Annotated in this window: 17 protein-coding genes, 1 pseudogene and 1 riboswitch; of the genes and pseudogenes, 12 read left to right on the top strand and 6 right to left on the bottom strand. The window is 72.7% G+C overall.

Going from position 1 to position 24,353, the window contains the following annotated elements; all coding sequences use genetic code 11:
* Positions 1 to 3: 3 nt before the first annotated feature.
* The 3 genes from ACIQ5Y_RS30625 to ACIQ5Y_RS30615 all read right to left on the bottom strand — a co-directional run bounded on the left by ACIQ5Y_RS30625 (position 4) and on the right by ACIQ5Y_RS30615 (position 3,795).
* Entirely contained in the window at positions 4 to 708 is a 705-nt protein-coding gene (locus ACIQ5Y_RS30625; RefSeq protein WP_403887559.1) for a response regulator, read from the bottom strand.
* Entirely contained in the window at positions 705 to 2,423 is a 1,719-nt protein-coding gene (locus ACIQ5Y_RS30620; RefSeq protein ID WP_403887556.1) for an ATP-binding protein, read from the bottom strand. Before ACIQ5Y_RS30620 ends, ACIQ5Y_RS30625 begins: the two co-directional genes overlap by 4 nt.
* Positions 2,424 to 2,544: 121 nt before the next feature.
* The gene (locus tag ACIQ5Y_RS30615; protein ID WP_403887553.1) at positions 2,545 to 3,795 is read right to left on the bottom strand and encodes a citrate/2-methylcitrate synthase; all 1,251 of its coding nucleotides are present in this window, start codon (positions 3,793 to 3,795) and stop codon (positions 2,545 to 2,547) included.
* Between the two features lie 80 nt (positions 3,796 to 3,875).
* Between ACIQ5Y_RS30615 and ACIQ5Y_RS30610 the strand changes: the two genes are divergently transcribed.
* Positions 3,876 to 5,027: a citrate synthase/methylcitrate synthase gene (locus ACIQ5Y_RS30610; RefSeq protein ID WP_403887550.1), complete on the top strand. Its 1,152-nt coding sequence runs from the start codon at positions 3,876 to 3,878 to the stop codon at positions 5,025 to 5,027.
* A 35-nt stretch (positions 5,028 to 5,062) separates the two neighbouring features.
* A complete protein-coding gene (locus ACIQ5Y_RS30605) occupies positions 5,063 to 6,184 on the top strand; it encodes a CobW family GTP-binding protein (RefSeq protein WP_403887547.1) in 1,122 nt (373 codons plus the stop codon).
* On the opposite strand, the gene ACIQ5Y_RS30600 is transcribed toward ACIQ5Y_RS30605, so the two are convergent.
* Positions 6,181 to 8,229, bottom strand: coding sequence for a restriction endonuclease (locus ACIQ5Y_RS30600; RefSeq protein ID WP_403887544.1), 2,049 nt, complete (start codon positions 8,227 to 8,229; stop codon positions 6,181 to 6,183). The two genes, ACIQ5Y_RS30605 and ACIQ5Y_RS30600, sit on opposite strands and share 4 nt — an antisense overlap.
* A gap of 94 nt (positions 8,230 to 8,323) precedes the next feature.
* Positions 8,324 to 10,780, bottom strand: a complete 2,457-nt coding sequence (locus ACIQ5Y_RS30595) for a DNA topoisomerase (ATP-hydrolyzing) subunit A (RefSeq protein WP_403887541.1) — start codon at positions 10,778 to 10,780, stop codon at positions 8,324 to 8,326.
* A gap of 283 nt (positions 10,781 to 11,063) precedes the next feature.
* On the opposite strand from ACIQ5Y_RS30595, the gene ACIQ5Y_RS30590 reads away from it, so the two are divergent.
* The 4 genes from ACIQ5Y_RS30590 (at position 11,064) to ACIQ5Y_RS30575 (ending at position 15,902) form a co-directional block, all read left to right on the top strand.
* Complete coding sequence (locus ACIQ5Y_RS30590) at positions 11,064 to 12,419, top strand: M16 family metallopeptidase (RefSeq protein WP_403887538.1); 1,356 nt, start codon at positions 11,064 to 11,066, stop codon at positions 12,417 to 12,419.
* A gap of 20 nt (positions 12,420 to 12,439) precedes the next feature.
* Positions 12,440 to 13,807 (top strand): M16 family metallopeptidase, encoded by a 1,368-nt coding sequence (locus ACIQ5Y_RS30585; RefSeq protein ID WP_403887681.1) that lies wholly within the window; start codon positions 12,440 to 12,442, stop codon positions 13,805 to 13,807.
* Positions 13,808 to 14,027: 220 nt separating this feature from the next.
* A riboswitch (cyclic di-AMP (ydaO/yuaA leader) is annotated at positions 14,028 to 14,187 on the top strand.
* Between the two features lie 12 nt (positions 14,188 to 14,199).
* Complete coding sequence (locus ACIQ5Y_RS30580; RefSeq protein WP_403887535.1) at positions 14,200 to 15,003, top strand: M23 family metallopeptidase; 804 nt, start codon at positions 14,200 to 14,202, stop codon at positions 15,001 to 15,003.
* Positions 15,004 to 15,224: 221 nt separating this feature from the next.
* On the top strand, positions 15,225 to 15,902 hold the full coding sequence (locus ACIQ5Y_RS30575; RefSeq protein ID WP_403887532.1) for a GntR family transcriptional regulator: 678 nt from the start codon (positions 15,225 to 15,227) through the stop codon (positions 15,900 to 15,902).
* Between the two features lie 430 nt (positions 15,903 to 16,332).
* Here the strand turns inward: ACIQ5Y_RS30575 and ACIQ5Y_RS30570 are convergent, their stop codons facing one another.
* The gene (locus ACIQ5Y_RS30570) at positions 16,333 to 16,614 is read right to left on the bottom strand and encodes an HPr family phosphocarrier protein (RefSeq protein ID WP_376656735.1); all 282 of its coding nucleotides are present in this window, start codon (positions 16,612 to 16,614) and stop codon (positions 16,333 to 16,335) included.
* A gap of 190 nt (positions 16,615 to 16,804) precedes the next feature.
* Between ACIQ5Y_RS30570 and ACIQ5Y_RS30565 the strand changes: the two genes are divergently transcribed.
* The 6 genes and pseudogenes from ACIQ5Y_RS30565 (at position 16,805) to ACIQ5Y_RS30540 (ending at position 24,298) form a co-directional block, all read left to right on the top strand.
* Positions 16,805 to 19,678 (top strand): GNAT family N-acetyltransferase, encoded by a 2,874-nt coding sequence (locus ACIQ5Y_RS30565; protein WP_403887529.1) that lies wholly within the window; start codon positions 16,805 to 16,807, stop codon positions 19,676 to 19,678.
* 53 nt (positions 19,679 to 19,731) lie between these two features.
* Positions 19,732 to 20,328, top strand: coding sequence for a DUF5998 family protein (locus ACIQ5Y_RS30560; RefSeq protein ID WP_329378429.1), 597 nt, complete (start codon positions 19,732 to 19,734; stop codon positions 20,326 to 20,328).
* On the top strand, positions 20,328 to 21,530 hold the full coding sequence (locus tag ACIQ5Y_RS30555; RefSeq protein WP_403887526.1) for an alkaline phosphatase family protein: 1,203 nt from the start codon (positions 20,328 to 20,330) through the stop codon (positions 21,528 to 21,530). Before ACIQ5Y_RS30560 ends, ACIQ5Y_RS30555 begins: the two co-directional genes overlap by 1 nt.
* A gap of 62 nt (positions 21,531 to 21,592) precedes the next feature.
* Complete coding sequence (locus tag ACIQ5Y_RS30550) at positions 21,593 to 22,243, top strand: thymidine kinase (RefSeq protein WP_403887523.1); 651 nt, start codon at positions 21,593 to 21,595, stop codon at positions 22,241 to 22,243.
* Positions 22,244 to 22,294: 51 nt separating this feature from the next.
* Positions 22,295 to 22,509, top strand: a pseudogene (locus ACIQ5Y_RS30545) (DUF6986 family protein); the annotation flags it as partial.
* 85 nt (positions 22,510 to 22,594) lie between these two features.
* Positions 22,595 to 24,298, top strand: a complete 1,704-nt coding sequence (locus ACIQ5Y_RS30540) for a protein kinase (protein ID WP_403887520.1) — start codon at positions 22,595 to 22,597, stop codon at positions 24,296 to 24,298.
* The last annotated feature ends 55 nt before the right edge of the window (positions 24,299 to 24,353 follow it).

Here is a 24,353-nt window from a genome sequence, read left to right as displayed (position 1 = left end):
CCGTCACGCCCCCTCGGACTGGCCCGGGAGCCACGTGTACCGGTGCTCCGGGCGGCCGGTCTCGCCGTAGCGCAGGGCCAGGGTGACACGGCCGGTGCGTTCGAGGAGCTTCAGATAGCGCTGGGCGGTCTGGCGGCTGATGCCCGCGCGTTCGGCGATCTGCTGGGTGGACAGGGGGCCTTCGGCGGAGCGCAGGACCTGGCGGACCAGCTCCGAGGTGGCGTGGGAATGGCCCTTGGGGAGCTCGTTGCGGGATGCGGCGGTGGCCAGGGTCGCGAAGAGCCGGTCCACCACCGCCTGTTCGGCCTCGCCACCGGTGTCCAGCGTGCGGCGCAGGGCGCCGTACGCTTCCAGACGCGTGAGCAGGCCGGCGAACGTGAACGGCTTGACCAGGTACTGGAGCGCCCCGAGGCGCATGGCGGTCTGGACGGTGGCGAGGTCCCGGGCGGCGGTGACCATGATCACATCGGTGCCGTGGCCGAGCTGGCGCATGCGGCGGACCAGGTCCAGGCCGTTCTCGTCCGGCAGGTAGTGGTCGAGCAGGACCAGGTCCACCGGATGCGTGCCGAGGAACTCCAGCGCCGCGGTGGCGGAATGGACCTGGGCGACCACGTGGAAGCCGGGAACCATCTCCACGTACGCCGCGTTGATCAGGGCAACACGCACGTCGTCGTCGACGACCAATACGTGGATCGGGGTCTCGTTCATCGCAGGGCCTCCGGGAGTACGACGGAGAACTCCGCCCCTCCGTCCTCTGTCCCGCCGGCCCGGGCCGTGCCGCCCTGCCGCTCCGCGAGGCGGCGTACGAGGGCCAGGCCCAGCCCGCGCTCGCGGTGGGCTTGGGGCTGCTTGGTCGACCAGCCCTCGGTGAATATCTCCTCGCGGTGCGCGGCCGGCACCCCGGGGCCGCTGTCGCGCACCTGCAGGACCGCCGCCCGGCCTTCGGCGCGCAGTTCCACCTCGACCAGCGGCGACGCCGAGCCGACGGCGGCGTCCAGGGCGTTGTCCACCAGGTTCCCGACGATCGTGACGAGACCGCCCGGGTCCACCAGGCGGTCGGGGAGGAGGCTGGCCGAGGCCAGGCGCAGCGGGACGCCACGCTCGGCCGCGACGGTCGCCTTCCCCACCAGGAGGGCGGCCAGCAGGGGGTCGTGGATCTTCTCGGTGACCTGCTCGGCGGTCGTGCGGTGCACGCCGACGACCTCCGTCACGAACTCCACGGCCTCCTGGTGCAGGCCCAGCTCCAGCAGGCCGAGGAGGGTGTGGAGGCGGTTGGCGTGCTCGTGGTCCTGGGCGCGCAGGGCATCGATCAGGCCCCGGGTCGAGTCGAGCTCGCGGCTCAGGTGCTCCAGTTCGGTGCGGTCGCGCAGGGTGGCGACGGCCCCGCCGTCCTCGGTGGGCATGCGGTTGGCCACCAGGACCCGGGGCCCCTGGACGGTCAGCAGGTCCCGGCCGGTGACGCGGCCGGACAGTACGTCGGCGGTGCGGCCGGCGCCGAGTACCTCGTCCAGCGGGCGTCCGGTCAGGCCGCGCGCCGGATCTGCGGTGGCCGTGGGGCCCGTGGGGCCTGTGGTGTTCGCGGTGTTCGCGGTGTCTGCGGTGTCTGCGGTGTCTGCCGTGCCGGGCGTGGCCGGGGAGTGCTGCGGGGTGAGCCCGAGCAGACGGGCGGCCTCGTCGTTGACCAGACGGACCCGGCCGTCCCGGTCGAGGGCGATCACGCCTTCGCGGATGGAGTGCAGCATCGCCTCGCGCTCCGCCAGTAGCCCTGCGATGTCGGAGAAGGCCAGGTCCCGGGTCTGCCGCTGGATCCTGCGGGACAGCAGATAGGCGACGAGGGCGCCGGCCGCGAGGGCGCCTCCGGCGTAGGCGAGGAGGCCGGGGATGGCGCCGAGCAGCCGGTCGCGGACGCCGTCGTAGGCGATGCCGACCGAGACGGCCCCGACGATCTCTCCATCGGCGGCGAGCAGCGGTACCTTGCCGCGGGCGGAGCGGCCCAGGGTGCCTTCGTCGATCTCCATGACCTCGCGGCCGGCCAGCGCCTGGCTCGGGTCGGTCGAGACGGGCAGTCCGATGCGATCGGGGCTGGGGTGCGAGTGGCGGATCCCGTCCAGATCGAGGACGACCACGTACTCGGCTCCCGTGGCCCGGCGGAGCCGCTCCGCGGTGGCCTGCACCGGGCTGTCCGCCGTCGCCCCCGAGGACAGGAGGTCGGCGGCCAGTGACGGATCCGCCGCCGCGCTCTGCGCGATGGCCAGGGCACGCCGCATGGCCTGGTCGTCGAGCTGTGCGCTGAGCGGTGCCAGGAACAGTCCGGTGGCCAGCACGACGACCCCGGCGGCGATGGCCAGCTGGGTCAGCAGGATCTGTGAGACGGCCCGTCTGGGCAGCCCGAGGCGACGAGCGCTCGTGAGGGGGAACCGCATGGATACCCACGGTAGGTCCGCTCCGGCACAAGCGGAATGTCCCGGGTGCGCCGCCCTTGTCACATCCCGAGGGTTGGGCCGGACTCACGCCCCCGGGGCCGCGGCGGGGCCTCGCACGGGGTCACGGCATCGGTTGCGGCGGGCGGGGGCCCTGGTACTGGCCGCTGGGTCGCATACGCAAGGGGCGTTCCTGGTACTCCTCCAGCGCGTGCGCGATCCAGCCCGCAGTCCGGGACACCGCGAAGACCGTCTCCCCGGCCTCCGCCTCCATCCCGCAGGACACCGTCAACACCGCCAGCGCCAAGTCCACATTGGGGTGCAGCCCGCCCTGCCGGGCCATGACCGCGGCCACCTCCCTCGCCGCGGCCAACGCCGGAGCGGCCTGAGCCAGGCCCTCCAGCCGGTCGAACAGGGCCCGCGCCCGCGGGTCCTCGCCCCGGTACAGCCGGTGGCCCAGGCCCGGCACCCGGCGGCCCGCCCGGAGGTACTCCGCCACCACGGGCGCGGCCCCGCCCCGCTCCAGGACCTCCACCAGCATCCGGTGCGCGAGACGTCCGGCCGCGCCGTGCAGCGGACCCTCCAGCGCGCCGAGGCCCGCGGACACCGCCGCGTACGGATGGGCCCGCGCCGACGCCGCGACCCGTACGGCCAGCGTCGAGGCGGCCAGGTCGTGGTCCACCAGCAGTCCGAGCGCCAGGTCCAGCGCGGCCAGCGCATCCGGGTCCGGCTCCCGCACGGTCAGCCGCGACCACAACTGCCGGGTGATGCGACCGTCCCCGGCCCACTGCGCCGGGCCCACCACCGGCAGCGCGCCGACCAGCGTGGGGATCAGGCAGCGCGCGGAGCCCAGTACGGCCGCCTCCGAGAGGTCGAAGCGCAGCGGATCGGCCACGGCCGCGGCGGCGACCGCCACCCGGAGCCGGTCGACCGGCCCGCCGTGCTCGGGCAGGGCCGCCACCGCCCGCCGGGCCGCGGCCAGGAGTTCCGGCGGAGCGGCGAACCGCGTGCCGTGGCCGATCGCTCCCGTCCAGAGCCACTCGGCCACCTCCTCGTAGCGGTACCGGGAGGCCAGGGCCACGGCGTCCACGCCCCGGAAGTAGTACCGGTCGGACTCGATGAGGGTGAGGGAGGTGCGTACGGACAGCTCTCCGCCCGAGGGCGCCGCCGCCTCGCGCCGGCTGCGTCGGGCCAGCTCCTCCACCTCGGCCGCATCGAAGGTGCTGCCCCGGCCCGCGGGGTCGCGGCGGCTGGTGAGCTGGCCGCGGCTGACGTACGCGTACACCGTCGCAGCCTTCACCCCGAGCAGCCGGGCCGCTTCCTGCGTGCCGATCCTGCGCCCGTGATCCGTGCCGGCGTCCCTCTCGTCGCTCATGGCGCACACCTTACAGAGTCGCAGTCATGTTGATTCAATCAATATTGACAACGATTCAATCCATCATGGATGGTCGATCCATGAACACCACCGTCGAAGTACCCCGCGGTCTCGCGGGAGTCGTGGTCACCGAAACCGAACTCGGTGACGTCCGGGGCCGTGAGGGCTTCTACCACTACCGCCAGTACTCGGCCGTCGAGCTCGCGGCCGGCCGCAGCTTCGAGGACGTGTGGCACCTGATGTTCCGCGGCTCACTGCCCGCGGACGCCGCCGAACGCGCCGCCTTCGCGGCCGAGATCGCCCCGTTGCGCCGGCTCCCCGAAGAGGTGCGGGACGCCCTCCCCGCCCTCGCCCGGGCCACCGCGCTCTCCGGCCCCCTCGCCGGGCTGCGCACCGGCCTCTCGCTGCTCGGCGCCTCCGCCGGCTTCCGCCCGGTCTACGACATCGCCCCGGCCCGCCGGGCGGCCGACGCCCTCGCCGCCTGCGCCGCCGTACCGACCCTGCTCACCGCCCTGCACCGGCTGGGGCAGGGCCTGGAACCGGTCGAGCCGCGCGACGACCTCCCGTACGCCGAGAACTACCTGTACATGCTCACGGGGCAGGAACCCGACCCCGCCAAGGCCCGCGCGGTCGAGCGCTACCTCATCTCCACCATCGACCACGGCTTCAACGCCTCGACCTTCACCGCCCGCGTCATCGCCTCCACCGGCGCCGACGTCGCCGCCTGCCTGACCGGCGCGATCGGTGCGCTGTCCGGCCCGCTGCACGGCGGCGCCCCCAGCCGCGCCCTCGACACCCTCGACGCCATCGGCACCACCGACCGGATCGGACCGTGGATCCGCGAGCGGGTCCTGGCGGGGGACCGGATCATGGGCTTCGGCCACCCCGTGTACCGCACCGAGGACCCCCGCTCACGCATGCTGCGTGACATCGCGCGCCAGTTCGGCGGCCCCCTCGTGGACTTCGCCGTCGAGGTCGAGCGCCAGGTGGAGGAGATCCTCGCCGAGCTCAAGCCCGGCCGCGAACTGCACACCAACGTGGAGTTCTACGCGGGCGTGGTCATGGAGCTGTGTGGACTTCCCCGGGAGATGTTCACCCCGACCTTCTGCGCGGCCCGAGTGGTCGGCTGGAGCGCGAACGTCCTCGAACAGGCCGCCGACTCGAAGATCATCCGCCCGGCCGCCCGGTACACCGGCCCCACCCCGCCGCAGCCGGTGCCGCCCCTCGGCTGACCGTGCAGGTGACCCGCCTGGCTACGATCGACCGGGTGAGCAGCAGGCAGACCATCCCGCCCATCCCCGTCGTGGTCCTCTCCGGATTCCTCGGATCCGGCAAGACCACCGTGCTGAACCACCTCCTCGCCCACCGGGGAGGCACCCGGATCGGAGTCGTCGTCAACGACTTCGGGTCGATCGAGATCGACGCCATGTCGGTGGCCGGGCAGCTCGGCGACTCGATGGTCAGCCTCGGCGGCGGCTGCCTGTGCTGCGCCGTCGACGGCAGCGAGCTCGACGCCTACCTGGAGAAGCTCGCCGCCCCCGTCCACCGCATCGATGTGATCGTCATCGAGGCGAGCGGGCTGGCCGAACCCCAGGAGATGGTCCGGATGCTCGTCGCCAACGAGAACCCGGCCGTCAGCTACGGCGGCCTGGTGCAGGTCGTGGACGCGGCGGAGTTCGACGCGACCCGGACCGCGCACCCGGAGACCGATCGCCACCTCGCCGTGGCCGACCTCGTGGTGCTCAATAAGACCGACCGGGTGGACCCCGCCGAGCAGGCCCGGATCGAGGGACTGCTGGCCACCCTGTGCGCCCCGGGCACGCCGGTCATCGGCGCCGATCACGGGCGGATCGACCCCGAGCTGCTCTTCGACCGCCGCCCCTGGACCGAGACGCGCGGTCAGCTCTCCTTCGAGGACCTCCTCGCGGAGGCCGAAGACCACGGTCACGACCACGCCACGCATGCGCACGCCGCCTACGAGACCGTCGAGTTCGTCTCCGGACAGGCCCTCTCACCGCGCCGGTTCATCGACTTCCTCGACCGCCGCCCGGCCGGGCTCTACCGGATCAAGGGCTTCGTCCACTTCGGCGTCCCCGGACACGAGGAGAAGTACGAGGTCCACGCGGTCGGCCGCTTCCTCCGCTTCGCGCCCGGCCCTTGGGAGCGGGGCGAGGAGCGCCTGACCCAGCTCGTCCTGATCGGCTCCGGCACGGACGGGCCGGGCCTGCTCCGCGAACTGGAGGCCTGCCGGGAGGATGCCCCGCAGCAGCTCGGCCCCGAGAGCATGTGGGGAGTGCTGCGGTACGTGGCGCGGCCCTCGGAGCCCGGGCCGCAGGCCCCCGACTCCGAGGACCGGACCGGGACCGCCGGAACCGCCGGGACCGCTTAGACCACCTCGACGCCGAACTCCCGCAGCAGGTCCTCCAGCCCACCCCGGTAGCCCTTGCCGCCGATCACGAAGTCCCAGTCGCCGTTGGCCCGGCGCCGGAACGAACCCAGCACCAGCGCGGTCTCACCGGCCCGCCCGTCGGAGACCTCCAGCTGCCCGAGCTCCGAGCCCGCCGCGTCGAGGAGCCTGATCCGGGCGTCCGTGAAGCCGGCCAGGTCGGCGTGCGGATCGGCCTCCGGGTCCACCGCGGCGACCAGCACCAGCCGGTCGGCCTCGCGCGGCAGGTCGTCGAAGGCGACCTCGACCGCCGCCTTGTCGGGCGCCGCGTGCGCGCGGGCCCGTACCGAACCGTCCGGCGTCCGCGGGTTGTTGAAGAACACGAAGTGCTCCTCGCTCAGCACCCGGCCGCCCGTGCAGACGAGAGCGCACACGTCGAGGGCGACCGAGCCCGACCAGGACATGCCGAGCACGTTGTGCTCCGCCGAAGGGGCCGCCGGCTCGGGCGTCCGCCGCGCCGGTCCGCCACCGAGGCGGCCGCGCAGCCCGTACTGGTGCAGCAGCTCCACGAGCTTGACGCCCGGAACCAGCTCCAGCGGCTTGCCCTCGGCGAACTCGTACGACCCGGCACCGAACGACGCGGTGGTGACCAGCACCCCCTTGTTCGCGCCCGTGGCCTGGACCGTGCCGTAAAGCTCCCGCACCACATCGGGATTGAGCCGGTTGCGGTAGCGCTTGACCTGCACCACGATCCGGCCGCCCCGCAGCGGAGCCGGGTCCCTCGCCTCGATGTCCACGCCGCCGTCGCCCGAGCGCTGGGTGGTCACGGCCTCCATGCCCATCGCCCGGAAGAGCTCCGCAACGAGCCGCTCGAACTCGATCGGGTCCATCTCGAAGAGATCCGGCTCGTCCCCGTCGCCCGCGGCGTGCCTGCCGTGGCTGACGACCCCACCGCCCACCTCGTCGGGCCTGCGCCCGGGGCGGCGTACCGCGGCCGGCTGCTCGGGCTTCGCGGACAGTTCGCCGCGCAACCCCTCCACCAGGCAGTCCACCGCGCTGACCTGCTCCAGCCGGAGCCCCGCGAAAGCGGGCCGGGCCGCCGTTACCGTGGCGAGCACGAGCTGAGCCTCCAGCCCCGTCACCGGATCGTGGGCGTCCACGAAGCCGTTGACGACCACCGAGTCGAGTACGCCGAACTCGTCCGCCGCGTACAGCTCGTGTACCACCAGCAGGACACACTGCGCCAGCAGGTCCCGGTAGAGCGCCCGCCGCTGCGCGGGCGTACGGGCCGTCTCCCTGTCCTGGCCCGTACTCGGCATGTACCGCACCGACTTGAGCTCCGGCACCACCGCGAACCCCGGCAGTTCCCAGTCCAGCACCAGCTGGCGCGGCCCCGGATCGTAAGCGGCCGTCACCTGCCTCGGCAGCGTCTCGGGCCAGGCCGTCGAGGAGTACAGGGCGGCCGAGAAGTACTCCACCACCGCCTCCGCGTCACCCGCGCGCAGGGCCCCGGCCAGCTCGGTCAGGCCGCTGTTGTGCGCCCGTATCCCGGCGAGCTGCTCCGCCGCCCACCGGTCGTACTGCTGCCGGTACGCCGCCAGCTGCTGCTGGCGCTGCGTCTCCGCGGCGTGCGCCGCCTGCCAGGCCTGGGTGTACCGGGCGTGCGCCTCGCGTTCCGCCTGCGCCCGCCGGTTCGAGCCCAGCGTCCACCCCGTGCTCTGCTGCTGGAACTGATGCAGTTGCGGCATGGGTACGGGATGAGCCAGCGCGCCCGGGACGAAGGGATCGACCTGCTCGGGCCGGACCAGCCCGGCCATCCGGAACGCCGGAGCCCGGCACCCCGCCGCCAACAGGCCCTGGAGGGCCGCGACCTCCGCCTCGATGAGTTCCGTACGCCGGCGCGCCTCGGCCTCGCGGTGCAGGCGGTCCGCAGCCCGCAGCTCCCGCTGACGCCGATCAGCCTGGCGTTGCTGGATCACCTGCGTCTGCTGCATCCGGCGCTGGGCCTCCGCCCAGTCCCCGATCACTCCGCCCGCGCGACGACTCATCAGCTCTGTTCTCCCCACCCCACCAGTGCCAGGGGGAAAACACTAGTCGGCACATGGGGTGTCCGATCCCGGACCGGACACCCCCGCACGCCTTCTACAGCGCCGGTCCCGCCAGCGTCGCGACCACCGCCGGCAGCGCGGCGCCCGAGCCGTCACGGCGCGGGTCCGGGGCCGGGAGCTCGGCCGGAGCGCCGTTCGCCGCGGCCGCGCGGGCCGGGGAGCCGCCCGCCCAGGCCAGCACCAGCATGTCCTCGCCCTTAAGGAAGCGCTGGCAGCGCACACCGCCGGTGGCCCGGCCCTTGCGCGGGTACTGGTCGAACGGGGTGAGCTTGCCGGACAGCACCGAGTCGTCCAGCGTCCCCTGCGAGCCCGCCACCGTGAACACCACCGCGTCCCGGGCCGGGTCCACGGCCGAGAAGTGGATCACCTTGGCGTTGTCGGAGAGCTTGATGCCCGCCATACCGCCCGCCGGGCGGCCCTGCGGACGCACCTGGCCCGCCGGGTAGCGCAGCAGCTGGGCGTCGTCGGTGATGAAGACCAGGTCCTCCTCACCCGTCCGCAGCTCGACCGCGCCCACGATCCGGTCGCCCTCCTTGAGGGTGATGACCTCCAGCTCGTCCTTGTTGGCCGGGTAGTCCGGCACGACCCGCTTGACCACACCCTGCTCGGTGCCCAGCGCCAGGCCCTGCGAGGACTCGTCCAGCGAGGTCAGGCAGATCACCTTCTCGTCCGCCTCCAGCCCGGAAAGGAACTCCGAGACCGGGGCGCCGCCCGCCAGGTTCGGCGCGGCGTGCGTGTCCGGCAGCTGCGGCAGGTCGATCACCGACAGCCGCAGCAGCCGCCCGTACGAGGTGACCACGCCCACGTCGGCCCGCGCGGTCGCCGCGACCTGCGAGACGATCAGATCGTGCTTGGCGCGCGCGCCGCCCTCGTCCTCGGGCAGCGCGTCGCCGGTCGCCGTACGCGCCAGCAGGCCCGTCGAGGACAGCAGCACCCGGCACGGGTCGTCCGCGACCTCCAGCGGAACCGCCGCCACCGCCGTGCCCGCCGACTCCAGCAGGACCGTACGACGCTCGGTGCCGAACTTCTTCGCGACCGCCGCCAGCTCCGTGGAGACCAGCTTGCGCAGCTCGGTGTCGGACTCCAGGATCCCGGTGAGCTCGTCGATCTCGCCGGTCAGCCGGTCGCGCTCGGACTCCAGCTCGATCCGGTCGAAGCGGGTGAGCCGGCGCAGCGGCGTGTCCAGGATGTACTGGGTCTGGATCTCGCTGAGGGAGAAGCGCTCCATCAGGCGTTCCTTCGCCTGCGCGGAGTTGTCGCTGTCCCGGATGAGCCGGATGACCTCGTCGATGTCGAGCAGGGCCACCAGCAGGCCCTCGACCAGGTGCAGCCGGTCCCGGCGCTTGCCGCGGCGGAACTCGCTGCGCCGCCGGACGACCTCGAAGCGGTGGTCGAGGTAGACCTCCAGCAGCTCCTTGAGGCCCAGCGTCAGCGGCTGACCGTCCACGAGCGCCACGTTGTTGATGCCGAAGGACTCCTCCATCGGCGTCAGCTTGTAGAGCTGCTCCAGCACGGCCTCGGGGTGGAAGCCGTTCTTGATCTCGATGACCAGGCGCAGGCCGTGCGCGCGGTCGGTGAGGTCCTTGACGTCGGCGATGCCCTGGAGCTTCTTCGAGCCGACCAGGTCCTTGATCTTCGCGATGACCTTCTCGGGACCGACCGTGAAGGGCAGTTCGGTGACGACCAGGCCCTTGCGGCGCGCCGTCACGTTCTCCACGGTCACCGTCGCGCGGATCTTGAAGGTGCCGCGGCCGTTCTCGTAGGCGTCCTTGATGCCCGAGAGCCCGACGATCCGGCCGCCCGTGGGCAGGTCAGGACCCGGTACGAAGCGCATCAGCGCCTCCAGGTCCGCCTGCGGGTAGCGGATCAGGTGGCGGGCCGCCGCGATGACCTCGCCGAGGTTGTGCGGGGGCATGTTGGTGGCCATGCCGACCGCGATCCCGGACGTGCCGTTGACCAGCAGGTTCGGGTAGGCGGCGGGCAGGGTGACCGGCTCGCGCTCCTGGCCGTCGTAGTTGGCGGTGAAGTCGACGGTGTCCTCGTCGATCGACTCCGTCATCAGCGACGTGGCGTCGGCCATCTTGCACTCGGTGTAACGCATGGCGGCCGGCGGGTCGTCGTTGCCGAGCGAACCGAAGTTGCCGTGCCCGTCGACCAGCGGGAGCCGCATCGAGAAGGGCTGCGCCATGCGCACGAGGGCGTCGTAGATCGACTGGTCGCCGTGCGGGTGGAGCTTGCCCATCACCTCGCCGACGACACGCGCGCACTTCACGTACCCGCGGTCGGGGCGCAGCCCCATCTCGTTCATCTGGTAGACGATGCGCCGGTGGACCGGCTTCATGCCGTCCCGGGCGTCGGGCAGGGCACGGGAGTAGATCACCGAGTACGCGTACTCGAGGAAGGAGCCCTGCATTTCGTCGACGACGTCGATGTCGAGGATCTTCTCCTCGAAATCCTCCGGCGGCGGGGTCTTCGTGCTGCGGCGGGCCATCGCTGCGCGGCTCCTTAACCAAGAATGGGGTGTGCTGGGGTCTGGCTGGGTCTTGCTGAGTGTGACGGGTGTGGCGTCGGCCGACTGATTCGGGCTGTCGGACTCCGGTACGACGCGGTCCATTGTGGCCCGAGGCACCGACAACGCCGACTCCGACCCCGGGGGTCCCCCCATACGGAGTGCGGGGGAGTGACCCGGGAACTTATCCGGTGGGCGACGCGCTTGCATACAGTGGCAGGTCGAGAAGAAATCTCTGCATCGCGATCGAAGGGACCACATGCCCATGGGTCACACGGCCACAGCTCAGGCCGGCTCCGGCGGCCTGACAGCGACCGAGCACCGGCTGGCCAACGGCCTGCGCGTGGTGCTCTCCGAGGACCACCTGACCCCGGTCGCCGCGGTCTGCCTGTGGTACGACGTCGGCTCGCGCCACGAAGTCAAGGGGCGTACCGGTCTTGCTCACCTCTTCGAGCACCTCATGTTCCAGGGCTCCAAGCAGGTGCCGGGCAACGGTCACTTCGAGCTCGTCCAAGGCGCCGGTGGTTCCCTCAACGGCACCACCAGCTTCGAGCGCACCAACTACTTCGAGACGATGCCGGCCCACCAGCTGGAGCTCGCGCTGTGGCTGGAGGCGGACCGGATGGGCTCGCTGCTGGCCGCCCTGGACGACGAGTCCATGGAGAACCAGCGCGACGTCGTCAAGAACGAGCGCCGCCAGCGGTACGACAACGTCCCCTACGGCACGGCGTTCGAGAAGCTGACCGCCCTCGCCTACCCGGAGGGCCACCCGTACCACCACACCCCGATCGGCTCCATGGCCGACCTGGACGCCGCGTCCCTGGAGGACGCGCGCAACTTCTTCCGTACGTACTACGCGCCCAACAACGCGGTGCTGTCGGTCGTCGGGGACATCGACCCCGAGCAGACCCTGGCCTGGGTCGAGAAGTACTTCGGCTCCATCCCCGCGCACGACGGCAAGCAGCCGCCCCGCGACGGCTCGCTGCCCGAGATCATGGGCGAGCAGCTGCGCGAGGAGATCGTGGAGGAGGTCCCGGCGCGTGCGCTGATGGCCGCCTACCGGCTCCCGCACGACGGCACGCGCGAGTGCGACGCGGCGGACGTGGCGCTGACGATCCTGGGCGGCGGGGAGTCCTCCCTGCTGCACAACCGTCTGGTACGCCGCGACCAGACGGCCGTCGCGGCCGGTTTCGGCATGCTGCGCCTGGCGGGCGCGCCCTCCCTGGGCTGGCTGGACGTCAAGACCTCCAGCGGGGTCGAGGTGCCCGTCATCGAGGCCGCCGTGGACGAGGAGCTCGCGCGGTTCGCCGCCGAGGGCCCGACCGCCGAGGAGATGGAGCGCGCACAGGCACAGCTGGAGCGCGAGTGGCTGGACCGGCTGAGCACGGTGGCCGGCCGCGCGGACGAACTGTGCCGTTTCGCGGTGCTGTTCGGCGACCCGCAGCTGGCGCTGACCGCCGTCCAGCGGGTCCTCTCCGTCACCGCGGAGGAGGTGCAGGCCGTGGCCGCGGCCCGACTGCGCCCCGACAACCGCGCGGTCCTGGTCTACGAGCCGCTGCCGGGCTCCGAGGAGTCCGCCGAGTCCGACGAGAGCGACGAGAACGAGGGGGCGGAGCAGTGAGCGACACCGCAGCCGTCACGATGACCTTCCACCCGCGGCCGCAGGCCGGCGAGGCCAGGCCGTGGGCCTTCCCCGCCCCCGAGCGGGGGGTGCTGCCGAACGGCCTCACCCTGCTGCGCTGCCACCGGCCGGGCCAGCAGGTCGTCGCCGTCGAGATCAACCTGGCCGCCCCGCTGGACGCGGAGCCCGAGGGCCTGGACGGCGTGGCCACCATCATGGCCCGCGCGCTCTCCGAGGGCACCGACAAGCACTCCGCCGAGGAGTTCGCCGCCGAGCTGGAGCGCTGCGGGGCCACCCTCGACGCGCACGCCGACCACCCGGGCCTGCGGGTCTCCCTGGAGGTCCCGGCCTCGCGCCTGCACAAGGCCCTGGGGTTGCTCGCCGAGGCGCTGCGCGCGCCCGCCTTCGCCGACAGCGAGGTCGACCGGCTGGTGCGCAACCGGCTCGACGAGATCCCGCACGAGCAGGCCAATCCGCAGCGCCGGGCCGCCAAGCAGCTCTCCAAGGAGCTCTTCCCGGCCGCCCTGCGGATGTCCCGCCCGCGCCAGGGCACCGAGGAGACGGTCGCCCGGATCGACGCCACCGCCGTACGCGCCTTCTACGAGGCCCACGTACGCCCCGCCACCGCCACCGCGGTGGTCGTCGGCGATCTCACCGGCATCGACCTGGACGCCGTGCTGGCGGACACCCTGGGCACCTGGACGGGCGACCTCGCCGAGCCGCTCCCGGTGCCCCCGGTGACCGCGGACGACACCGGTCGCGTGGTCATCGTGGACCGGCCCGGCGCGGTCCAGACGCAGCTGCTGATCGGCCGTATCGGGCCGGACCGCCACGACCGGGTCTGGGCGGCCCAGGTGCTCGGCACGTACTGCCTGGGCGGCACCCTCACCTCCCGCCTGGACAAGGTGCTGCGCGAGGAGAAGGGCTACACCTACGGCGTCCGCGCCTTCGGCCAGGTGCTGCGCTCCACCGCGGACGGCAAGGGCGCCTCGATGCTCGCCATCAGCGGCTCGGTGGACACCCCGAACACCGGACCGGCCCTGGAGGACCTCTGGAAGGTGCTGCGCACCCTCGCGGAGGGCGGCCTGACCGACGCCGAACGGGACGTGGCGGTGCAGAACTTGGTGGGCGTGGCCCCGCTGAAGTTCGAGACGGCGGCCTCGGTCGCCGGCACCCTCGCCGACCAGGTCGAGCAGGAACTCCCGGACGACTTCCAGGCGCAGTTGTACGCGCGGCTCGCCGAAACCGGCACCGTTGAGGCCACTTCGGCGGTCGTGAGCGCCTTCCCGGCGGACCGGCTCGTCACGGTGCTGGTGGGCGACGCGTCGCTGATCGAGGAGCCGGTGCGGGCCCTCGGCATCGGTGAAGTGAGCGTCGTCACCAACTGAAGTGACCCACTGAGGTCCCCAACTGGGGCCTGAACGGCGCTTCTTGAAGGGGCCCGGGCGGCTTGACCGCCTGGGCCCCTTTTGTCCGTTTGGTAGGGGGGTTGCCTGTTTGCGGTGTGGCGTACGCAACAAAAAGGCGTGTCTGTTTGGTGATTGGCTGATGATCCGCCTAGCGTCGGCCGTGCTGTCCGTCAGTTGTACGCGCCGCATCCGCGGCACCGGACAGCGATCGCCGAGTCCCCGTCAGGCGCGAGCCTGGGGAGCCGGGGACCCACATCAGTCCCTGGGGTGAATCGGACCGCCTCGCAAGAGGAGGCCCGTAGGAGACCTTCCTGCTCCGAACCCGTCAGCTAACCCGGTAGGCGAGAAGGAAGGAAAGGATCAGCCCCTTCATGGCGTTTGGCAGTCGTCCCGCCGGCTCCGGTAAGCACCGTGGTTCCAGCCGTCTGAGCCGCAAGACCGCCGGTTACGCCGGCATAGCCGCCCTCGCCACGACCGGCGTCGTCGGCACCATCGCAGCCCCGGCCTTCGCCGCGGACAACGGTGGCAACAACCACTCGCAGGACAACACGCTCGGCGCGGTCGTCGTCGCCGACGAGCTCCCGGGCGACATCGCCGAGCAGGCCGACTCCCAGCAGCGCGCCGCCGAGCACGCCGCCGCCAAGGCGCAGGCCGAGGCCGACGCCCGGCAGCAGGCCGCCGAGGCCAAGCGTCTCGCCGAGGCCAAGGCGAAGGCCGAGCGCGAGGCCGCCGAGCGCGCGGCCCGCGAGGAGGAGCGCAAGCGCCTCAACACCTTCGTCGCCCCGGTCGACGGCTCCTACGTCTCCACGCAGTACCACGCGGGCGGCGGCATGTGGTCCTCCGGCAGCCACACGGGCATCGACTTCCACGCCGACGAGGGCACCTCGGTCCACGCGGTGGGCGCCGGTGTCGTCGTCGAGGCGGGCTGGGGCGGCGCGTACGGCAACAACGTCGTCATCAAGCACAACGACGGCACGTACACGCAGTACGGCCACATGCTGCGACTGAACGTCTCCGTCGGCCAGCAGGTCACCGCGGGCCAGCAGATCGGCCTGTCGGGCTCCACGGGCAACTCCAGCGGCCCGCACCTGCACTTCGAGGCCCGCACCGGCGCCAAGTACGGCTCGGACATCAACCCCCTCGCCTACCTGCGCTCGCACGGCGTCGACCTCTGAGCGACTCCGCTCCGTCGCTCCGCCCGCTCCACCGAAGGCCCCGGCTCCCCGAGCCGGGGCCTTCGTGTTTTGGGGGGCTTCCCGGGGCTTCCCGAAGCTTCCCGTGGTTTCCCGAGGTTTCCCATTTCCGGACGCTCTCGGAAATCATCGTGTGTTGCAATAGAGTCGCAGCAGTGGTGGCACCAATGAGGGTGTGAGTCGGAAAAGGCGGAGGTTCGGTCTTGCGTATTCCTGCGCACGCGGTATGCACGGCAATTCGCGACGACATCGTCTCCGGGGTCTTCGGGCCGGGCGGCAGGCTGACCGAGGAGGTCCTGGCCCGCCGGTACGGAGTCTCCCGCGTCCCGGTCCGTGAGGCACTGAGGACCCTGGAGTCCGAGGGGTTCGTGACCACGCGGCGGCACGCGGGGGCCTGCGTGGCCGAGCCGACGGAGCAGGAGGCCGCCGATCTGCTGGAGCTGCGGATGCTGCTGGAGCCGCTCGCCGCGGCCAGGGCGGCCCGGCGGCGCACCGAGGCGCACCTCAAGGTGCTGCGGGGGCTGGTCAGGCTGGGCCAGGAGCGGGCCAGGCGGGGCCAGGGGGAGGATCTGCGGTCCCTGGGCGGCTGGTTCCACGAGACGCTCGCGCAGGCCTCGGGCAGCCCGGGACTGATCGCGCTGCTCACCCAGATGCGGTACAAGGTCGCGTGGATGTACGTGGTCGAGGCGCCGGCCCGGCCCGTGGAGTCCTGGGCGGAGCACGGCGCGGTGGTGGACGCCGTGGCCCGGGGCGACGCGGAGCGGGCGCGTGCGCTGGCGGCGGTCCACGCGGAGCGCGCGGCGGGGGCGCACCGGCTGCGGATCCGGTCGGCGGTGAGCACTTCGCAACCTGCCGTAAACATGTCGAGCGGCCGGCATTAACAGGGGCCGTATACAAAGGGTGGGCGCCGGTTTTCCGTGGGCGGAATTCGGGCTGTTTGTGAATTCGCTGCGCGCGGTGCGGATCGCTGCGCGATGCGGGCTGCTTTTGGTGCGGGTAATTCCGGCGAGTTCAATTCGGCTGCGCCGGTCCTTTGCGCCGGTCCTTTGCGCGGGTGCGGCCGGCTTCGGGTCGGGGGGTGGGGCGGGCCGGCGGATTCGGGTGCGGCTCCGCCGCCGGGGCTCCGCCCCGGACCCCGCTCCTCAAGCGCCGGAGGGGCTGGTTCGTCCCCGGCCTCGACTCGCAGGTGCGCGCGGGGGCCGGCCCCGACAACGGAGCCGCGCCGGACGGCGCTGCCGGTGGACGGCCGAAGCCGCGGCCCCCAGGAGGGGGCCGCGGCTTCGGTGGGTGTGGTGTGGCGAACCCGAAGGGTCAGACGGTCTCGGGGAGCTCCTCGAGACCCTCGGCGACCAGCTTCGCGAGGCGGTCCAGCGCGGCCTCCGCGCCATCGGCCTCGGAGGCGAGGACGATCTCCTCGCCGCCCTGGGCGCCCAGGCCCAGAACCGCCAGCATGGAACCGGCGTTGACGGGGTCGCCGCCGGCCTTCGCGATGGTCACCGGGACGCCGGAAGCGGTCGTCGCACGGACGAAGATCGAGGCGGGACGAGCGTGCAGGCCCTCGGCCCAACCGACGTTGACGCGGCGCTCTGCCATGGTGATGCCCTTCAGGTTCTTACGGTTGTCTAGACCAGTCTCTCACGAAGCCCGGACTGCTCGGGCCGACCTTCGTCCCGAATCTCCCGCCGTTCGGCCCTCCCCAGCTTGCACCGTTTTGTTCTGGATTGCCTATAGCGCCGCGCGAGCGCGACCCGCCCCGTCCAAGCGCCCGTCCGGCCCGTAAGGTATGGGCATGACCAACGAGTCGGACCCCTCGTACCCGGCCCACTGGGAAGCGGACGTCGTCCTGCGCGACGGCGGCACCGCCCGCATCAGGCCGATCACCACCGCGGACGCGGGCCGCCTGGTCAGCTTCTACGAGCAGGTCTCCGACGAGTCGAAGTACTACCGCTTCTTCGCGCCCTACCCCCGCCTCTCCGACCGCGACGTGCACCGCTTCACGCACCACGACTACGTGGACCGCGTCGGCCTCGCCGCGACCATCGGCGGGGAGTTCATCGGCACCGTCCGCTACGACCGCATCGGCCCCGACGGGCGGCCCTCCTCCGCCCCCGCCGACGAAGCCGAGGTCGCCTTCCTCGTCCAGGACGCCCACCAGGGCCGAGGGGTCGCCTCCGCCCTCCTCGAACACATCGGGGCGGTGGCAAGGGAGCGCGGCATCCGCCGGTTCGCCGCCGAGGTGCTGCCCGCCAACACCAAGATGATCAAGGTGTTCACGGACGTCGGCTACGAGCAGAGGCGCAGCTTCGAGGACGGCTCCGTCCACCTCACCCTCGACCTCGAACCCACCGCCGAGTCCCTCGCCGTGCAGCGCGCCCGCGAACAGCGCGCCGAGGCGCGCTCGGTGCAGCGCCTGCTCGCCCCCGGCTCGGTGGCGGTCGTCGGCGTCAGCCGCTCCGGAGCGGGCGTCGGCGCCGCCGCCCTGCGCAACCTGCGCGACAGCGGCTTCCACGGCCACCTCTACGCCGTCAACGAGGCCGTCACCCGCGACCTGCTCGACGGCGTCCGCGCCTACCGCACCGTCGAGGCCATCGGCGCGCCCGTCGACCTCGCCGTGATCGCCGTCCCCGCCGACCGGGTCCCGGAAGCGGTGGCCGCCTGCGGCGAGCACGGGGTGCAAGGCCTCGTCGTCCTGTCCGCCGGATACGGGGAGAGCGGCCCGGAGGGCCTCGCCCGCCAGCGCGAACTGGTGCGCCAGGTGCGCTCGTACGGGATGAGGCTGATCGGCCCGAACGCCTACGGGGTGATCAACACCGCCCCGGAGGTGGAGCTCAACGCCTCCCTCACCCCCGCGCCGATGCCCATGCGCGGCCGGATCGGCCTCTTCACCCAGTCCGGGGCGATCGGCATCGCCCTGCTCTCGGCCCTGCTCCGGCGGGGCGAGGGACTGTCCTCCTTCGTCTCGGCCGGGAACCGGGCCGACGTCTCCGGCAACGACATCCTCCAGTACTGGTACGACGACGAGGCGACCGACGTCGCCCTCATGTACCTGGAAACCCTCGGCAACCCGCGGAAGTTCACCCGCCTCGCCCGCCGTACGGCCGCCGTCAAGCCGGTGGTCGTCGCCAAGGGCGGCCGGCACACCCCGGCCGGCCACGTCGTCCCCGGCACCCGGCTGCCCGACGCCACCGTCTCCGCCCTGCTGCGGCAGGCGGGCGTCATCCGGGTCGACACCGTGACGGAGCTGGTGGACGTCGGCCTCCTGCTGGCCGCGCAGCCGCTGCCCGCCGGGCCCCGGATCGCGATCCTCGGCAACTCCGAGTCGCTCGGCGTGCTCACCTACGACGCCTGCCTGACCCAGGGGCTGAGCCCGCTGCCGCCGCTCGACCTGACGACCGCGGCCTCCCCGGCCGATTTCCGCGACGCGCTGGCCGCCGCGCTGGCCTCCCCGGACAACGACGCCGTCGTCGTCACCGCCATCCCCTGGGTGAGCGAGCACGCGCTCGCCGACGAACTCGCCGATGCCCTGCGGGACGCCGTGACCGAGGTACCGGGCAAGCCGGTCGCCGTCGTGCACGTGGAACTCGGCGAACTGGTGGCCGCCCTCTCCGCGGCCAGGGCCTCCGATCCCGAAGAGCCCCTCCCGGCCGGAGCGGCCCCCGAGGTACGGACCCCCGCCCCGCCGGCCGGGGCGAAGCCCGCACCGACGGCCGAGGCGCCCGCCCCCGCCGCGCTCCCGCCCTTCGCCATCGCCCCCGTCGAGCAGGCGGCCGGGTACCCGGACCGGATCCCCAGCTACCCCGCCGCCGAGCGGGCCGTACGGGCGCTGGCCGAGGCGGTCCGCTACGGCCAGTGGCGGCGGGCCGCCGCGGACACGGCCGGGCAGGTCCCCGAGTACGAGGACATCGACGAGGCCGGGGCCGCCGCCCAGCTGGCCGCCCTGCTGGTCGACCTCGACCCCGACGGCGGGGGCGTGCTCACCCTGCCCGACTGGGACGGCCGCGAGCTGCTCGCCCGCTACGGGATCCGCGTGCTCCCCGCCCTGCCCGCGCCCAGCTCCGACGCCGCGGTCCGGGCCGCCGGGGTCCTCGGCTACCCCGTGGCCCTCAAGACGACCGCCCCGCACCTGCGCCACCGCGCGGACCTGGGCGGCGTACGGCTCGACCTGGCCAACGAGACCGAGCTGCGACGTTCGTACGAGGAGCTCACCGAGGGGCTCGGCAAGCCCGCGGAGCTCCTGCCCGTGGTGCAGGCCATGGTGCCGCGCGGGGTCGACACCGTCGTCCGGTCCGTCGTGGACCCGGCCGTCGGCGCGGTCCTGTCCTTCGGGCTGGCCGGCGTCGCCTCGGAGCTGCTCGGTGACACAGCCCACAGACTCGTCCCCGCCACCGACCGGGACGCCGCGGGACTGATCCGGTCCATCCGGACCGCTCCCCTCCTCTTCGGCTGGCGCGGCAGCGACCCCGTCGACACCCCCGCCCTGGAGGAGCTGCTCCTGCGCGTGTCCCGCCTGGTGGACGACCACCCCGAGGTGGTCGGGGTCTCCCTGGAGCCGGTGGTGGTCGCGACCGAGGGGTTCTCCGTGCTCAACGCCACCGTGCGGATCGCGCACCCGCCGGTCCGCGGCGACCTCGGCCCGCGGACGCTTCCCAGCTACTGAGTGGGGTACAGGGAAAGGTCGGGGTGCCCCGAACGGGCCTTAGGATGGACCTCATGGCGAAATCCGGTACGACGACCCAGGGGCTGCGCACGGCGATCGAGCGCAGCGGCTACTACCCGGCCCTCGTGGCCGAGGCGGTGGAGGCCGCGGTGGGCGGCGAGCCGATTTCGTCGTACCTGGTCCACCAGGAGACGACCTTCGACTCCAACGAGGTGCGCCGTCACGTCACCGTCCTCGTCCTGACGGGCAACCGCTTCATCGTCAGCCACACCGACGAGCAGGCCGCCGACGCGGGGTCCCCCTCCCCGTACGCGACCACCTCCACCGAGTCGGTCAAGCTGTCCAGCATCTCCTCCGTGGTGCTCAGCCGGGTCGTCGCGAACCCGGAGTCCTACACCCCCGGCACCCTGCCCCGCGAGGTCGTCCTGACCATCGGCTGGGGCGCGGTCTCCCGGATCGACCTGGAGCCGGCCGCCTGCGGCGACCCGAACTGCGACTCCGACCACGGCTACACCGGCAACTCCACCGCCGACGACCTGAGCCTGCGCGTCAGCGAGGCCGGCGACGGCCCGGAGGCCGTGCGCCAGACGCTCGTCTTCGCGCAGGCACTCAGCGAGGCGACCGCGGCGACGTCCTCCTCCGCCCGCTGATGTCCTACTCCGCACCGCAGGGCTGGGACGAACCGGAGCTGCTGGACCTGGCGGGCGCCCCCGTCCCGCACTACGGCACCGGCTCGCTCGCCGACCTGCTGCCCACCCTCGTGGCGGGCCAGGGCGTCCCCGGTTTCACCGCGTCCATCGCCGAGCTGACACCGGCCGACCGGAACTGCGTGTTCCTGGTCGACGGCATGGGCTGGGAGCAGATCAAGGCCCACCCGGACGAGGCCCCGTACCTCACCTCCCTCCTCGGGAGCTCGCGCGGCGGCACCGGCCGCCCGATAACGGCGGGCTTCCCGGCGACCACCGCCACCTCGCTCGCCTCGGTCGGCACCGGCCTGCCGCCCGCCCGCCACGGCCTGCCCGGCTACGCCGTCCGCAACCCGGCCAGCGGCGAGCTGATGAACCAGCTCCGCTGGCACCCGTGGACACCGCCGAAGCCGTGGCAGCCGTACCCGACCGTCTTCCAGCTGGCCGACAAGGCCGGGGTGCACACCGCGCAGGTGTCCTCGCCCGCCTTCCAGACCACCCCGCTCACCAAGATCGCACTGTCCGGGGGCACCTTCCACGGCCGGATGACCGGCGAGGAGCGGATGGACCTCGCGGCGATCCAGCTCGCGCAGGGCGACCGCTCGCTCGTCTACACGTACTTCAGCGAGCTCGACGGGGCCGGCCACCGGCACGGCGTGGACTCCGACGCCTGGCGCGGCCAGCTGATGTACGTCGACCGGCTCGTGCAGCGCCTCGCCGAGCAGCTGCCGCCGCGCACCGCGCTGTACGTGACCGCCGACCACGGCATGGTCGACGTCCCCTTCGACGAGGACTCCCGCATCGACTTCGACGAGGACTGGGAGCTCGGCGCCGGTGTCGCCCTCCTCGGCGGCGAGGGCCGGGCCCGGCACGTGTACGCGGTACCGGGCGCCCAGGCCGACGTCCTGACCGTGTGGCGCGAGGTGCTCGGTGACCGCTTCTGGGTCGCGAGCCGCGAAGAGGCCCTCGAACTGGGCTGGTTCGGCGCGCCGGGGGAGTGCGACGAGCGCGTGCTCGGCCGCATCGGGGACGTGGTCGCGGCCGCCCAGGCCGACGTCGCGATCACCGCCTCCCGCAACGAGCCCAACGAGTCGGCCCTCGCCGGGATGCACGGCTCGATGACCGAGGCCGAGCAGCTGGTCCCGCTGCTCGAAGTCCGCTCCTGACCCGTCCCCCCCGGCCTCCTCCTCTTCCTCCTGCCGACGACCCGAAAGGTCCCGTACTCCCCATGCCCGAGCTGGTGTTCTTCTCCGGAACGATGGACTGCGGAAAGAGCACTCTGGCTCTCCAGATCGAACACAATCGATCGGCGCGGGGGCTACAGGGGCTGATCTTCACGCGCGATGACCGTGCGGGCGAGGGGAAGCTCTCGTCGCGTCTGGGTCTGGTGACCGATGCGGTGGAGGCGGGGCCGGCTCTGGATCTGTACGGGTACGTGGTGGAACAGCTGTCGCGGGGCGGCAAGGTCGACTACGTGATCGTGGACGAGGCCCAGTTCCTGGCCCCCGAACAGATCGACCAGCTGGCCCGGATCGTCGACGACCTGAACCTGGACGTCTTCGCGTTCGGCATCACCACCGACTTCCGCACGAAGCTGTTCCCCGGCTCCCAGCGCCTGATCGAGCTCGCCGACCGCGTGGAGACCCTCCAGGTAGAGGCGATGTGCTGGTGCGGCGCCCGGGCCACGCACAACGCCCGCACGGTGGGCGGGGAGATGGTCGTCGAGGGCGAGCAGGTCGTGGTGGGGGACGTGGCCCGGTCGGCGGCCGAGGTGGGGTACGAGGTGTTGTGCCGGCGCCATCACCGTCGGCGAATGACGAGCGCCGCGTCACAGACGGGAACGCTGTCCCCGGACGTACTGCCGGTCACGTCCGGCTGATTGCTGGTTCGAGCAGCCTGCTCCTGGGTTCACGGAGGGTGAGACGAAGCCGAGGGCTTCGAGGCCGCGGCCGAGCGTCTCTCCGTGTACGCCAACCACGCCGGCGGCGATGTCATGGACGAGCCCGCCACCGCCAAGGCCCTCAGCTCTTACCTGCTGCGCGGCATCGACACCGCCGAGGTCGACCCCTCACCGGGATGATCCGTACCGACCTCGACCGGTTTGCGGCCCCGCGCCGTGGCGACCTGACGACAACGGCCCAGTAGCGGCCGTCAGGGCCGTCATCCGTTCCCGTTTCCCCCTACGTACTCTGTACGCGTTCATCACACGCCACAGGGAACGGGGCATTCGGTGTTTTCGGGGGAGAACGGGCGGCTCGCGGGCCGCTACCGGGTCGTGCGGCAACTGGGTCGCGGCGGCATGGGCGTCGTCTGGCGGGCCGTCGACGAGGTCCTCGGCCGCGAGGTGGCGGTCAAGGAACTGCGGACGTACAACGACTCGTCGGGGCAGGAACTGGCCGACCTGCACGTGCGGATGCAGCGCGAGGCGCGGGCCGCCGCCCGGGTACGGCACCCCGGGGTCGTCGCCGTCCACGACGTGGCCGAGCACGAGGGCCGGCCGATCATCGTCATGGAGCTCGTCGACGGCCCGTCGCTGGCCGACGTGCTGGAGGAGCGCGGCACCCTGGACCCGGGGGAGGCCGCCAAGATCGGCGCGGTGGTCCTGGAGGCGCTGGACGCCGCCCACGAGGCCGGAGTGCTGCACCGCGACGTGAAGCCCGGGAACATTCTGCTGGACCGCACGGGCAGGGTCGTCCTCACCGACTTCGGCATCGCCGCGATGGACGACCCCGGCGACGGCGCTACCACGAACCTCACCCGCAGCGGCGAGATCGTCGGCTCCCTGGACTACCTCGCGCCCGAGCGTGCGCAGGGGCAGCAGCCCGGCCCCGCTTCGGACGTCTGGGCGCTCGGCGCCACACTGTATGCGGCGGTGGAGGGCTCCTCGCCGTTCCGCCGCACGTCGACCTGGTCGACGCTGGCCGCCATCGTCGGGGAACCGCTGCCGGAGCCGCACCGGGCGGGTGCGCTCGGGCCGGTGCTCCAGCAGCTCATGCACAAGGACCCGGCGCAGCGCCCCGACGCCCGCTCGGCGGCACGGCTGCTGGCCGCGGTGGCGGAGGGACGGGAGCCGGCAGACGGGCGCGCGCTGGAGCCTGTACCGGCTCAGGAGCACACCCCGACGCCGACCGCACTCGACATGGCTCCGCCGCAGCCCGCGGGCTTCGGCCCCGCGGTCCCTCCCGTGCCCTCGGCGTACGCCTTGGCCGCCGGCCTCCCGCCGGGCGGGCCGCCGCAACGCCGCACGAAGCGCGCCGCGATGCCGGTCGCCGCGGCCGTCGCCGCCGTGCTGCTGGCCGGTGGCGGACTGACGTATGCGCTCGTCGACCGTGGCTCCGGCGACCGGCAGGAGCAGGTGGCAGGTGACGAGGCGTCCCGGACCGGTCCCGGAGCGAGCCCGGGCCAGGCGCGCGACCCCGGCGCCGCCGAGCTGACCGGGAGCGCCGCACCGTCCGGCAAGCTCTCCAAGCCGGCTGCTGGAAAGAGCGCGTCTCCCGCGCCGTCGACGGCGTCCAAGGCCCCCGTGCCCGGTACGGGCGGCGGATCCGGCGGCGACGGCGGCGGCAGCGCCACTGGAGGCAGAGCCTCCGACGGCGGCACGACCACCACCGGCGGAAGCAGCACGACCGGCGGCGCCACGATGACGCCCGCCCCCTCCTGCACCTCCCGAGGCAGCGGAAAGTACGACTGCTACGTCTCGCGCACCGAGAAGACCTACCGCTACAACGGCGGCGAGATGGGCACCCTCAACTCGGGCACGCACTCCTTCTACTGCCAGGTGGACCTGGGCCGCCGCGAGACGTACGGCAAGTCGACGAGCGTCTGGTGGGCCCGCACCGACGACGACAGCGGCAACACCAACGTCTACTTCAGCACCATCTACATCAAGGGCGCCGACAACGACAAGCCCGTCCCGGGTCTGCCCATCTGCTGACCCGGCGCCGCCGGTGCCGTCCGTCGCGACGGCTCCGGTCGAATACGCGCTGTGT

It is taken from the genome of Streptomyces sp. NPDC096339 (assembly GCF_044762985.1).
Taxonomy (GTDB): domain Bacteria; phylum Actinomycetota; class Actinomycetes; order Streptomycetales; family Streptomycetaceae; genus Streptomyces.
Note: the sequence above shows the minus strand (reverse complement) of the source record. Positions and strands in the feature narration are given on the sequence as shown.